Raw genomic sequence first — 12,315 nt, 5'->3', positions numbered from 1 at the left:
ACCACACTCTGGCCATGTTGCTGGCGCCGGAGGTCGGCTACGTGCACTCCGCCTTCGAGGTGGCCGACCTCGACACACTCGCAGCCGGCGGCGAGTACCTACGCGAGCAGGGCTGGACGAGGTCCTGGGGCGTCGGGCGACACATTCAGGGCAGCCAGATCTTCGACTACTGGCGCGACCCGGACAAGTTCCTCATCGAGCACTACACCGATGGTGACGTCTTCGACAACACCCTCGAACCAGGCTGGGCTCCGCTGCGGGCCAGCGGCCTGTCCCAGTGGGGACCGCCGCCCACCAAGGACTTCCTGGGCACCACGCCGAGTCCCGCTTTGGTGAAGAACGTGATCCAGGCATTGCGCGAGGACAACGACATCGATCCCGGCCGGATCCAGGGGCTGCTGAAAGGGCTGAACCGATGAGCCGTCAACATCCTGCGAGCCGACGATGTCCTGGTACGTGGAGCGTGAGGGTTCGGCGGTAAGGGTCGCGACAGATGCAGCGACCACGGCCGAGCTTCTGGCCGATCGCGGCGCCGTGGAACGCGCGGCCACGCGAGCCGCTGACCGACGACAGGCCCCGGGCCCAGGACTTGGCGCTGCAGTCGCCCGTCACAGCCCCCTGCCGGCTCGTGGCCCAGATGGTCAACTACCGCTCCCACGCCAGGGAGTCCGGTTTCGATCCGGCGCAGGTGCAGCCCACCTTCTTCCGCAAGGCGTCACACTCCATCAGCGGACCCACTGATCGGATCCGTCGTCCGAACCACGTGCGGCTGCTCGACTACGAGATCGAACTCGGGCTGGTGTTCGGCGCCCCACTCCCGGTCGGGACGACGGTCACGGCGGAGTCACTGCCCGACTACGTCGCCGGACTGGTCATCGCCAACGACGTTTCCGCACGGGACGTCCAACTGCAGCAAGGGACAGTTCTACGAGAGCAAGAGCTACCCGACGCTTCACCCCAGTGGGTCCGCGCCTAGTGCTGCTGGACGCGGCCGAGATGAGGCGGCTGGTCGATCTGCGGCTACAACTGTGGGTCAACGGTTCCTTGCGTCAGGACCGGACCGTGGCCGACATGATCGTCGAACCACCCGCTGCGCTGACCGCGTTGGCCCGGTTCCAGCCGATGCAGGCCGGTGACGTCCTGCTGACCGGAACTCCCGGCGGCACCGCACTGCAGGCGCCTCCCCACGTGGTGGAGCTGGTCGGCGCCCTCCTTCCCCCCGCAGTGAAGTGGAAGGTGTTCTTCGGGAAGCAGGAGAAGGTTCCGGAATACCTCCAAGCCGGTGATCTGATCACGGCGACCATCGCGACCGGTGACGATCGCATCAACCTCGGGTCGCAGGCGACGATTGTGGCGGGGGCATCATGAGCGCCCAGTACCGCGATGGCGAGGTTGTGTCCGTGCTGGTCGTCGGTGGCGGCCCCACCGGGGTGGTCGCGGCGACCACCCTCGCCCAGCGGGGGGTCGACGCCTTGGTGATCGATCGTTGGCCCGACATCTACCCGTTGCCTCGAGCCGTGCACCTCGACGATGAGATCTACCGCATCCTCCAGGGAATCGGAGCGGCGGACGCGTTCGGGCAGATCTCGGAGCCGCGTCAGGGCCTGCGGGTCGTCGATTCTCGGCTTCGCACCATGGCACAGTTCGACCGCACCCGATCGGTAGGGGATCACGGCTGGCCGCAGGCCAACTTCTTCGACCAGCCCGAACTCGAACGGGTCTTGCGCGACACTCTCGCTCGCTCGCCGGAGGCGCGTCTGGCGGGCCGAACCGAGTTGGTGTCGCTGACGCAGAACGAGACCGACGGCCCGGCGCCCGTGCGTGCAGTCGTCAAGGACCTCGATACCGGTGTCCACTCCACCATCTGGGCACATGCGGTGCTCGGCTGCGACGGCGCCAACAGCACGGTGCGGGACGCGATCGGCTCGTCGCTGTTGGACCTCGGATTCGAGGAGCGCTGGCTCGTGGTCGACGTAGTGTCCCCCGAGCCATTGGATGTGTGGAACGGCGTGGACCAAGTGTCGGATACCCGACGGCCGGCGACATTCATGCAGGTGGTTCCGGGCCGATACCGCTGGGAGTTCCGGCTCGACACTGCTGAACAGATCGACGACCTGATCGCCCCCGCCCGGCTGGCGGAGTTGATCCGACCCTGGACCAAAGATGTGCCGTTCGCGTCGTTGGAGGTGGTCCGCAAGGCGGAGTACACGTTCCGGGCTCGCATCGCTGACCGGTGGCAGGACGGCCGGGTGTTCCTCCTCGGGGATGCCGCCCACCTGACTCCCCCGTTCATCGGGCAAGGCTTGTGCGCTGCGATGCGTGATGTGTCGAACCTGACGTGGAAGATCGCTGCGGTGCTCCAGGGCCGGGCTCCGGAGGAACTCCTGGCCACTTACCAGTCCGAGCGAAGCGCCCCCGCCAAGGCGCTGATCGACAAGGCTGTGCGACTTGGTGTCGTGATGACCGGCGGTCCGAACGTCATGGGTCACGTCCGCCGGGTCGCACTCGCTGCCCTGTGCCGGATACCGGGAGCATCGACGAAGGTACTCGACAGCCCTCCGCCACCGTTGCCGACGGGACCGTTGGCTCGGCGTTCACGAGGTTCGTCGCTGCCGGGGACGCTGGTTCCGCAACCCTGGGTCGAGTGGCGGGGTGATCGGGTCCGTCTCGACGAGGTCCTCGGAAGCGGATTCGCCGTCCTGACCAACGCCGCAGTGGAGCCGGGACTCAGCGAGGTCGCGCGGCGTCTGTCGGCTCCGTTGATCGTGATCACTCCGGTGCCAGTGCCCGCCGCAGGGGTCGCCGGGGCCGACGTCGTGGTCTCGGACTCCGACGGGATCTTGTTGCCCTGGCTATCCCGGTCGGGTGCGAGTGCGGTGGTCGTCCGCCCGGACCGTGTCGTGATGGCCCAGTCCCCAGCGGGTGCCCGCGACCTCGATCCTTCGGCCCTGGGACTGGACCTGGTCGCCAACTGCGATGCCGGTGGGGGTGAGTTGATCGCGGCGACCGAGGTGACAGTGGTGACCGGCGCTGCCTCCGGAGGGGTCTGTCCAGCCGAGACCTTGCTCGCAGCCGCTCATCCCGCTCCTCGCGGGCGGATTGCCGCGATTCCGCCAAGCAGTGAGGCTTACCCGCCGGAAATGGCGACCTGCCGGCATTCGTCAGGTCGCCGGGTATCGGGTACCTGCTCCCTGAGGCGCGACCGTCCCGCTCTGGGGGTCGAGTGGGCCGCCCTCTTGATGCTCAGAGCCACCAGGCATACAGGGTCACGGCGCTGTCCGGCATCGGGAAGACGGCTCCCGGGGGGTAGCCGACGCCCGACCCGTCGGGAGCGGTGTTCCAGCCCCCGAACGTGAACCCAGCGCGAACGAGCGACCCGCTGTTGCCCGAGAACAGTCACCCCCGCACCGGGGGGGTAAGGGCTGGACGCATCGACCGGCACGGTCCCTCCGGTTGAGCCGTTCGCGTCGTAGGTGACCACGAAGGTCGGCACCCACATCGCGTACAGGGTCACGGCGCTGTCCGGCATCGGGAACGCCATGCCGGGCAGGAACGGTACGCCCGAACCATCAGCGGCGGTGTTCCACCCCGCAAAGATGAAGCCATCTCGAATCAGCAACCCGGAGTTGTCCAACACCGTCACCACAGCCCCCGCTGCATACGGACTTGACCCGTCCGTCGGTGCCGCGCCACCAGTCGACCCATTGCCGTCGTACGTCAGCGTGAACAGCGTTGGTCCGGGGGCTGGTGTTGGATTCGGAGTCACGGGGTCAGGTTGCGGCGCCGGAACTGGAGTCACGGGGTCAGGTTGCGGCGCGGGGGGCTCCGGGGCCGGAGCGGGCGCTGGAGCGGGGGGTTCCGGGGCCGGAGCGGGCGCTGGGCTGGGGGGCGAGGTGCCGGCAGGCGTCCCGATCGCTCCCACGAGCGCCGGACCGGCGTCAACGGCACCGCGCACGTCGACCCCTTCGACATAGGCGCCTTTGGCCGTCATGTTCGTGAGCTTGGCGTCGGACAACTGAACCCCGGCGAAATTGGCGTCACTGAAATCCGTGTCGGACAGGTCCTGCCTCGACAGATCTGCCGCCGCCAAGTCGCCACCGCCCTCGGAGAACGCCGCGATCAGAAGGGCGACGCCCTCACCCGCGGCGCCCGCCGCGGCTTCCTCGGACTTGGCGAACGCCTCGCGAGCCGGGTCCAGGGCACCACCCGCCAGAACGTCCCTCGCGGCAGTCGGGATGTCGTCAAGTTGGTCCAGTGACGCGATCCCGGCATCTTGCAGGTCTCGAAGCTCGACAACTGTCGCGGGATCGTGGTGGGCGACGGACGTCTTCTCGGCCAGGGCGTCGGCCAACGACTCCTTGACGTCTCGAGCCTCGCCCCGCAGAGCGCTCATCGAGTCCAGGGAATCAGCGAGGCTTTCCTGCAGGACGTCAAGACCTTCGAGTACATCCACGACGTCTTTGTGAACCCTCGCGACGGCGGCACTTGCGTCATCGGCCAGCGTCGGCGTGGACAAGTCCTCCGCCGACAACTTGTCCACCACACGGTCGATCTTCCGCAACTCGCACCTCTCTGGGGCTGAAGCGTTCCCGCCCGAGCCGCATGCGGCTTCAGCGGCCTTCTGCACCTCCACCTTGGCCCGGCCAACCGACTTCCCGAACGCATCCGTGACGGTTGCCCGCTGCTGGTCGGTGAGTGAGGTACTCGTCGCCTCACTCGCGAGCGTGGCCGCTTCATCCAGTGCCGCAGCCGTCGTGTCCACGTGTTCGGTGACTCTTGCGGACAGCTTCTGCGCAGCCGGGTTGCCGGTGGATTCGTTGAGTGCAGTCTTGAGATCGGTGGCGAGCCGTTGCACCGGTGCCTCCAATGCCTTGACCGACGCCTCCTTGGCCGGCGCCGCCACGGTCTGCCCGCCACCGGGGCTGAGGACTCGAGGGCCATCTGAGAGCCGCTGCATCGCGACCCCACCATGCTTCACGATGACCTCTGAGCTGCTCGCTGCTACGTGCGCCACACTCGAAGCCGGTACGGAGTGCGCGGTCGGTCGGCCGGCCGCTTCGGCCCTCGTATGTGAGCAGGTGTGTCGTCACGACGTCGGCGCGGGTGAACAGGCGGGCGCCTTTGCGGGCATGCTGCTGGCTGAACGACAGCACCACATCGACGGCACGGGACGCGATCCGGGCCTTGCCCGCCCCCAGGCTGATGGTCGGCGACTGTTTCCAGCCCGTGGGCCGATGTCGGCGACTCTGCTCGTAGAGCACTCGCGAGAAGTCGTCAGGGTCGTCGTTGAACGCCACCAGTCGAACGGTGAACCGGGCCTTTCCGTGGAGGTCGGCTGCCAGATGCCGACTCCAACGGATCTCGGCGCCCACCTGCCGCCAGCCGCGGCTCACGCTGACATCGCGTAGTGAGATCCCCGGCTTCTTCGCGGCTGATCCAGACCGGGTGGAGGACGATTGGCCCGCAACAGGCGCTTCACCCGAGGGAGCGACGGAGGCAATCGCGGACTGCGGGGCCACCACCGTGAGCGGCCCCAGCGCCAGGGCCGCGCACAAACCACCGGTGGCAGCCCAGCTTCTGCTCGTGAATCTCATGAGGACCTACCCGCAGGAATGGTGATTGTTCGGCCAGGCTAGGCCCGCTCGCGCCCGGATCAACTGCTCACCGCGGAATCCCCCGAATGGACGCCAAGCGCGCCAGCGTTGCTCAGCAGCTCTTCGGGGTGGTGGCGTGTTGATGCAGGTCCTGGTGCGGACTGGGGTCGATCTTCTCGATGTCCGAGAGGAATGCATCGGTGTCCACTTTGCGGCCGCCTGACCACGTTCCCAACACCGTGACGTGGTCCGTCAACGCCGCGGGATCGACACCGTAGGGGTCCGCCGACAGTTCGACGAAGTCAGCGAGTTTGCCGGCCTCGATCGATCCAAGGTCGTGGTCCCGACGCAAGTGGAACGCCGCATTGATGGTCACGCCTCTCAGGGCGTCATCAAGCGAAATCGCCTGATTCGCTCCGTGAAGTTGGCCGGACATCGTCCGGCGCGACGACATGCACTGCACGTCGAGCAGCGGTGTGACCGGAGAGACGGGACTGTCGGAGTGGAAGGACACGCGGCACCCGGCTTTGATGGCATCGGCGGCCGCCACCCATTGGCTGCCGATCTCGCTGGGGAACAGCGTCCCATCCAACAGATCCCCGAGATCCATGAACTGATAGGACGCCAGGGGCGTGGCCACACCCAGTTCGACCGCCCGCTGGAACTGGTCGGCACGCAGCCGCACTCCAGTGCTCCACCCGCCAGCGGTGATCGGTGCCCAGCAGGTGGTGCCGGGCGAGCGCCTCGGCGTAGGCGTCCAGAACCATGTCCACTGCCACATCCCCGTGCGCATGGGTGGCCATCTGCAGCCCCGACGCTGCGTGTTGGTCGAGGATCGCGTCGAACTGCTCGCGCGTGTAGTTCATCATCGCCGTGCCACCGACTCCCATCGGAATGTCGGCGTTACGAGTAGTCGCATTGTCGATGTAGGGGAACGACGCGGCCAGTGTGCCGATGAAGGTCGTTCCGTCCGACCACACCTTGATGCCGTTCTTCCAGAACCGGGTCGGCGGCACGTTCGACTTGAGGGGATCGCCACAAGTCGGGTCCGTCGATACCTGGTACACACCGACACGAATGGGAACGTGGGCCGACGAGAACAGCGCCTCGTAGGCCGGCAGAAGATTCGCCGCGTAAGAGTTCTCCGACGACGTCGTGACACCCGCTTGCGCCAACGTCCGGAACCACTTGGCCACCGAGAGCAGCGGGTTGGTGACGACCTTCTTCTGCACGCCGCTGACTGCCGCGACGACGGCCCCGGTCTCGTAGGCGCGGCCGTTGGATGTGCCATCGGCATTGCGTCCGAAGCGCGCAGCCGGTGGATCTGCGGGAGGCTTGCCATCGGTCCAGCCGTTCATGGTGATGACGGCGGAGTTGAAGTACGCCTCATGGCCCGAGATGTCGATGATGGCGGCCGGCCGGCTGGGGAAGTACGCATCGAGTTCCGTGTTGGTCAGTTGCGGGGCACCCTGACCCAGCCGGTCGAGCCCCCAGCACAGGACCGGCTCTCCCGCCGCAAGGGACTGGTCCAACTGGTGCCACAGCGCCTGGACGTCGGCGTAGGTGGCGTATCCCTGCGGGCGCGAGATCCAATGCGAGGGCTCCTCGGTGAAGACACCCGAGGGGATGGGGTGGCTGTGGGCCTCGATGAAGCCAGGCATCAGCACGGTGTCGCCCAGATCCGTGGGTGCGACCCCAGGAGCCGCTGACTGCACATGCGCCAGCGAGCCGACGGCGACGATCGTTCCTGCCGCCCTATCCACCGCCACCGCTTCGACTCTGGGGTTCGTCTCGTCCATGGTGATGATGGCTTGGGCTTTGAGAACAAGATCAGCGGGCATTCGGTTCCTTCCAGATTCTCAGAGCCTAGGAAGCAGGCGCCGCCGACGCGCGATCAAGGATCAGGCGGGCGCCAGAAGCGTTCGTAGGCGCCGATCGCCAGCAGCGACAGCAGCGCAGCGACGACCGTGTACCCGACGCGTTCCAGACTGGAGGTGACGGCCTGATCGGTCGGGGTTGTCCCGAGCAGGATCAGGTTGGTCAAGAAGAACGTATACAGCCAGTACGGTGAGCGGCCAATCATCGCCAAGGTCCCCAAGAAGGCTCCGACGACGAGGATCACCAGGATCCACTCGTTCGGCACCACGGTGGCCAGGACAGCGGCGACGCCAGGCCCCGGCGATCGTGCCCCAGACACGATGAAACGCACGTGACTCTGTCGCCCCGGGGCCGATCTGAAGGACCATGAACAGGGTCAGAACCAGCCAGACGCCGTGAGTGTCCTGCGCGAACGCCAAGACGTACAGCGTCGACAGGGACACCAACACCGTCATGATGATCGTGTACGCGACCGTGTCCTCTTTCGCGTTCTTGACGCTGAGGGGCACATCCTTGTCCGCCTTCAGCACTCGGACGGCGGCCACCGACCACAGCGCGCTGACCCCTGTCGCGAGCATCGCCGTGACGAGGAATCCCAGCCAACCGGTCTTGGCTGCGATCGCGCTGGTCTGCGGCTCGGGCAGCGTCATCAGGTAGATCATCCCCAACGGGATTTCGAAGAGGCCGCTGTACCGGCGCCACAGGGCGCCACCTCCCACGAACAGGCAGATGACCGCCATGAGACTGGCGCCGGCCACCGGAGCGGTGCCCACGGTCAAGGCCACCGGAGTGAGCAGTACGAACAGAGCCGATGCGATGAGCCCGACACGCACCCCACCGATCAATGTGTTCATGAGCCCGACCAGAACTCCGAAAAGGCACAGCGTGAACGACCCGCTGCCCAGGACCAGGGCCCCGACAACCAGCGGCGGGGCCACGGCCACGAGCAGCAGGACCATCCCTGACGTCATCCGTCGGATCACGTCAGAGCGGTGAGCGGAGGCGGTGGAGGCCATGGTCCGGAGTCTCCCGCACCACGGCAGTGGGTGTCCGATCCCTGCAGCGCGCCGCGGGATCCGCGCCCCGGCACCTCAGGGCCCGCGCCCCGCAATCAGGGCCCGCGCCGCGGCGAATCAGCAACTGTGGGTGGCGATGACGTCCCCGTGGTCGACCGGGTGGGATGCCGGATCGAGGCCTGTCACCTGCTGGACGAACTGATCGAGATCGATCCGCCTACCGGCCAGCCAGGTGCCGTGCACCGCAACCTGCTCGACCAGTTTTGTCGGATCGGCCTCGTAGGGATCGGTGGACAGTTCCACGAGATCCGCGTACTTGCCGACCGCGAGCGACCCGATCTCCTTCTCGCGGCGCAGACCATATGCGGCGTCGATGGTGTGCCCTCGCAGCGCCTTCTCGAGGTCGATGATCTGCTGCGGTCCGTGGACATGGCCGGTGACCGACCTGCGGGTCACCGCGCATTCGACATTGGCCAACGGGATGGGGGGACTCAGTGGACCGTCATTGTGAAACGAGATGCGCATCCCCGCCCGGACCGCGTCGCCGGTCGCTGCCCACTGTGAGCCGATGTCCGTGGCAAACAGTTGACCGTCCAGCAGATCCCCCCAGTAGATGACCTGATAGATCGCCGAAGACAGCACGACCCCCAATGAGTGAGCCCGCTGGAGTTGGTCCGCTCGGGCCGCCCCACAGTGATCGATGCGCCACCGGTGGTTCGTGCCGAGCAGGTGGTGCACAGCCAGGGCATGCTCGTACGCGTCCAGCATGATGTCGAGCGCTTCGTCACCGTTGATGTGGGTGACCACTTGCAGGCCCGTGGGGGCGAAATGGTCCAGGATCGGGTCGATCTGCTGCCTGGTCCAGTTCATGTTCGCTACCCCACCGGGTCCGATCGGGATGCCGGCCTGCTGCACCACAGCGCTGCTCGCGTAGGGAAACGAAGCGGCGAGGGTCCCGAGGAACGGGGAGCCGTCCGCCCACATCTTGACTCCCTGCTGCTGTAGCAGGGCCGTGGACAGGGAGGTGGCGACCGGGTCGTGGGCGTTCGGTCCGGTCATCGACCGGTAGACGCTGATGCGAATCGGCGCATCCGGGCGCGACAACAGGGCCTCGTAGGCGGGCAGCAGTGTGTCCGCGTACGCCATGTCCGACGTGGCGGTGATGCCGTTGGCAGCCATGAGCCGGACGAACGCTGCGGCCGACGCCAAGGGGTTGGCGATAACCCGTTGGAGTGTGGGCACAGCAACTGCAAGGATCGCCGCGGTCTCGTAGGCGATGCCGTTGGACGTGCCGTCGGGGTTACGGCCGAAGCGCGCACCCGGCGGATCGGCGGGAGGTTTGCCGTCAGGCCATCCGAGTTCATCGATGACCTTCGAGTTGAAGTACACGGCGTGTCCGGAGTTGTCGAGGACAACCGCAGAACGACCGGGGAAGTAGTCGTCCAGACTGGGTGCGGTGGGCGCCGCCACCCCCTGCGTGGGCCGGTCGAGCCCATAGAAGACGACCGGCGTGCCCGGGCTGGTCTCCTTGTCGATCGTGTGCCACAGTCCCGCGACGTCCGCGAAGGTCGGGTAGCCGTTGGATGGCGCGATCCAGTGCACCGGGTCCTGGGTGAGCAATCCCGCCAACACCGGATGGCTGTGGGCCTCGATGAAGCCTGGCATCAAGACGGTGCCGCCGAGATCGGTGACCGCGACCCCGGGGGCGTGTTCCCGGCACTGCGCCACTGTGCCCACCACGGTGATCAGCCCCGTGTCGCTGTCGAAGGCGATCGCCTCGGCTCGTGGGTGGGCGTCGTCCATCGTGATGATGGATGACGCGGTCAGGATGGTGTCGGTCATGTCGCGCACCTTCAGGCAAAGAGTTTCGCGAGTTCGCCGATCCGCGCTTCGTTGGCTCTGAACCACGCCCACTGGCCGCGTTGTTCGCGGGTGATGAGCCCCGCGTCGGTGAGCACCTTCAGGTGGTGGCTGACGGTGGGTTGCGAGAGCCCAATCGGTTCAGTGAGGTCACACGCGCAGCGCTCACCTGCTGAACGGATGAGCGCGAGTAACTGGAGTCGGGCGGGTTCCGCGACAGCCTTGAGGATCTTGGCGAGGTTCTCGGCATCGGCGCGGTCGATGGGCGTCGTGAGTCCGCTGGCGCAGCAGGCTGATACATCGACCGTGGAAGCCGTCGCGGCTGCGTTTGCCATCGTGAACGACCCCTTCCGAGCGGCGTATTGACTGCTGTAAATATAGGGGCGTACCGTGCGTATTGACAAGCATCGATGCGAGTGAGGGTCCATGAGCGCAAGCCAGCAGACCGACGTCCTGGAGACAGCGGTGTTGCAGCGTCTGTCCCTGCTGGACCGGTGGCTGCCTTTGTGGATTGGCGCGGCGATGGTCGCGGGCCTGCTCCTGGGAAGGCTGTGGCCCGGTGTCCAGGACGTCCTGGGGTCCGGAGAGATCGAGGGCACGAGCATCCCGATCGCGGTGGGTCTGCTGGCCATGATGTACCCGGTGTTGGCAAAGGTCCGCTACGAGGAGATCGGTCACATCACCGGCGACCGGAACCTGCTCGGCCTCTCACTGCTGTTGAACTGGATCATCGGACCGGCGCTGATGTTCATCCTCGCTTGGACCTTCCTCTCCGACCAGCCGGAGTTCCGCACTGGACTGATTGTCGTGGGGCTGGCCCGTTGCATCGCGATGGTGTTGATCTGGAACGACCTTGCCTGCGGAGACCGGGAGGCGGCAGCGCTGCTGGTGGCGATCAACTCGCTGTTCCAGATCGTCGCCTACAGCGCACTTGGCCTGTTCTATCTTCAGATCCTGCCTGGGTGGCTCGGCTGGCAGACCGCGGACGCCCAGTTCTCTACGTGGTCGATAACCAAAAGCGTCCTGATCTTCCTGGGGATTCCTCTCGTCGCCGGATACCTGACCCGCCGAGTCGGCATCGCCCGCAAGGGCAGCGCTTGGTACGACGACAAGTTCCTGCCCCGCATCTCACCGATTGCCCTGTACGGGCTGCTGTTCACCATCGTGGTCATGTTCGCCCTGCAGGGGCAACGCATCACTTCCGAACCGCTGGCGGTCATCCGGATCGCCATCCCCTTGTTGGTGTACTTCGCGATCATGTGGTTCACCGCGTTCTTCGCTTCGCGGGCCATCGGCTTGGACTATCCGAAGACCGCCACCATGGCGTTCACGGCAGCCGGAAACAACTTCGAGCTCGCCATCGCCGTCTGCATCGGCGTGTGGGGTGTCACCAGCGGGGAAGCCCTCGCCGGAACCATCGGCCCCCTGATCGAGGTGCCCGCCCTCGTCGCCCTTGTCTACGTCTCGCTGTGGCTACGCAACCGCCTGTTCACCCCCACCCCCCAGATGGAGAAAGCATGACCGCCAGCAAACCGTCCGTGTTGTTCGTCTGCGTCCACAACGCAGGCCGCTCCCAGATGGCCGCCGCCTACCTCACCCACCTGGCCGGTGACCGCGTCGAAGTTCGTTCCGCAGGGTCAGCACCCGCCGACACAGTCAACCCCGCAGTCGTTGAGGCTCTGGCGGAAGAAGGCATCGACATCTCCGCCGAGGTGCCGAAGGTACTCACGACCGAAGCGGTCAAAGAGTCCGACGTGGTGATCACCATGGGATGCGGCGATGCCTGCCCCATCTTCCCCGGCAAGCGATACGAGGACTGGAGCCTGCAGGATCCCGCCGGCCAAGGCGTTGCTGCCGTTCGCCCCATCCGCGACGAGATCCGCACCCGCGTCGAAACCCTGATCGCAGAGATCGCCCCTCCGGCAGCAACGTCATAGCCGTACCCCGTGGATAGCAACGCCCAGAAG

Annotated in this window: 10 protein-coding genes and 2 pseudogenes; 7 read left to right on the top strand and 5 right to left on the bottom strand. The window is 66.3% G+C overall.

Annotated features, from left to right (window positions below):
• Positions 1-14: 14 nt before the first annotated feature.
• From V9E98_05565 to V9E98_05550, 4 genes and pseudogenes are all read left to right on the top strand, one after another.
• Positions 15-419, top strand: coding sequence for a hypothetical protein (locus V9E98_05565; protein ID MEI2716450.1), 405 nt, complete (start codon positions 15-17; stop codon positions 417-419).
• A gap of 74 nt (positions 420-493) precedes the next feature.
• Complete coding sequence (locus tag V9E98_05560) at positions 494-976, top strand: fumarylacetoacetate hydrolase family protein (GenBank protein MEI2716449.1); 483 nt, start codon at positions 494-496, stop codon at positions 974-976.
• Positions 961-1,368, top strand: a complete 408-nt coding sequence (locus V9E98_05555; GenBank protein ID MEI2716448.1) for a fumarylacetoacetate hydrolase family protein — start codon at positions 961-963, stop codon at positions 1,366-1,368. Before V9E98_05560 ends, V9E98_05555 begins: the two co-directional genes overlap by 16 nt.
• A pseudogene (locus tag V9E98_05550) lies at positions 1,365-2,903 on the top strand (bifunctional 3-(3-hydroxy-phenyl)propionate/3-hydroxycinnamic acid hydroxylase). Before V9E98_05555 ends, V9E98_05550 begins: the two are co-directional and overlap by 4 nt.
• 224 nt (positions 2,904-3,127) lie before the next feature.
• Here the strand turns inward: V9E98_05550 and V9E98_05545 are convergent.
• Entirely contained in the window at positions 3,128-4,957 is a 1,830-nt protein-coding gene (locus tag V9E98_05545; protein MEI2716447.1) for an InlB B-repeat-containing protein, read from the bottom strand.
• 22 nt (positions 4,958-4,979) lie between these two features.
• Here V9E98_05545 and V9E98_05540 point away from each other — a divergent pair, with 22 nt between their 5' ends.
• Positions 4,980-5,408, top strand: coding sequence for a hypothetical protein (locus tag V9E98_05540; GenBank protein MEI2716446.1), 429 nt, complete (start codon positions 4,980-4,982; stop codon positions 5,406-5,408).
• A 298-nt stretch (positions 5,409-5,706) separates the two neighbouring features.
• Here the strand turns inward: V9E98_05540 and V9E98_05535 are convergent.
• The 4 genes and pseudogenes from V9E98_05535 to V9E98_05520 all read right to left on the bottom strand — a co-directional run bounded on the left by V9E98_05535 (position 5,707) and on the right by V9E98_05520 (position 10,752).
• A pseudogene (locus tag V9E98_05535) lies at positions 5,707-7,255 on the bottom strand (amidohydrolase family protein).
• A 240-nt stretch (positions 7,256-7,495) separates the two neighbouring features.
• Positions 7,496-8,488: a hypothetical protein gene (locus tag V9E98_05530; protein MEI2716445.1), complete on the bottom strand. Its 993-nt coding sequence runs from the start codon at positions 8,486-8,488 to the stop codon at positions 7,496-7,498.
• A gap of 117 nt (positions 8,489-8,605) precedes the next feature.
• Complete coding sequence (locus V9E98_05525) at positions 8,606-10,330, bottom strand: amidohydrolase family protein (protein ID MEI2716444.1); 1,725 nt, start codon at positions 10,328-10,330, stop codon at positions 8,606-8,608.
• An 11-nt stretch (positions 10,331-10,341) separates the two neighbouring features.
• Positions 10,342-10,752: a metalloregulator ArsR/SmtB family transcription factor gene (locus V9E98_05520; GenBank protein ID MEI2716443.1), complete on the bottom strand. Its 411-nt coding sequence runs from the start codon at positions 10,750-10,752 to the stop codon at positions 10,342-10,344.
• A 22-nt stretch (positions 10,753-10,774) separates the two neighbouring features.
• On the opposite strand from V9E98_05520, the gene arsB reads away from it, so the two are divergent.
• On the top strand, positions 10,775-11,869 hold the full coding sequence (gene arsB / locus V9E98_05515) for an ACR3 family arsenite efflux transporter (GenBank protein MEI2716442.1): 1,095 nt from the start codon (positions 10,775-10,777) through the stop codon (positions 11,867-11,869).
• Entirely contained in the window at positions 11,866-12,285 is a 420-nt protein-coding gene (locus tag V9E98_05510) for an arsenate reductase ArsC (protein ID MEI2716441.1), read from the top strand. Before arsB ends, V9E98_05510 begins: the two co-directional genes overlap by 4 nt.
• The last annotated feature ends 30 nt before the right edge of the window (positions 12,286-12,315 follow it).

It is taken from the genome of Candidatus Nanopelagicales bacterium (assembly GCA_037045355.1).
Taxonomy (GTDB): domain Bacteria; phylum Actinomycetota; class Actinomycetes; order S36-B12.
Note: the sequence above shows the minus strand (reverse complement) of the source record. Positions and strands in the feature narration are given on the sequence as shown.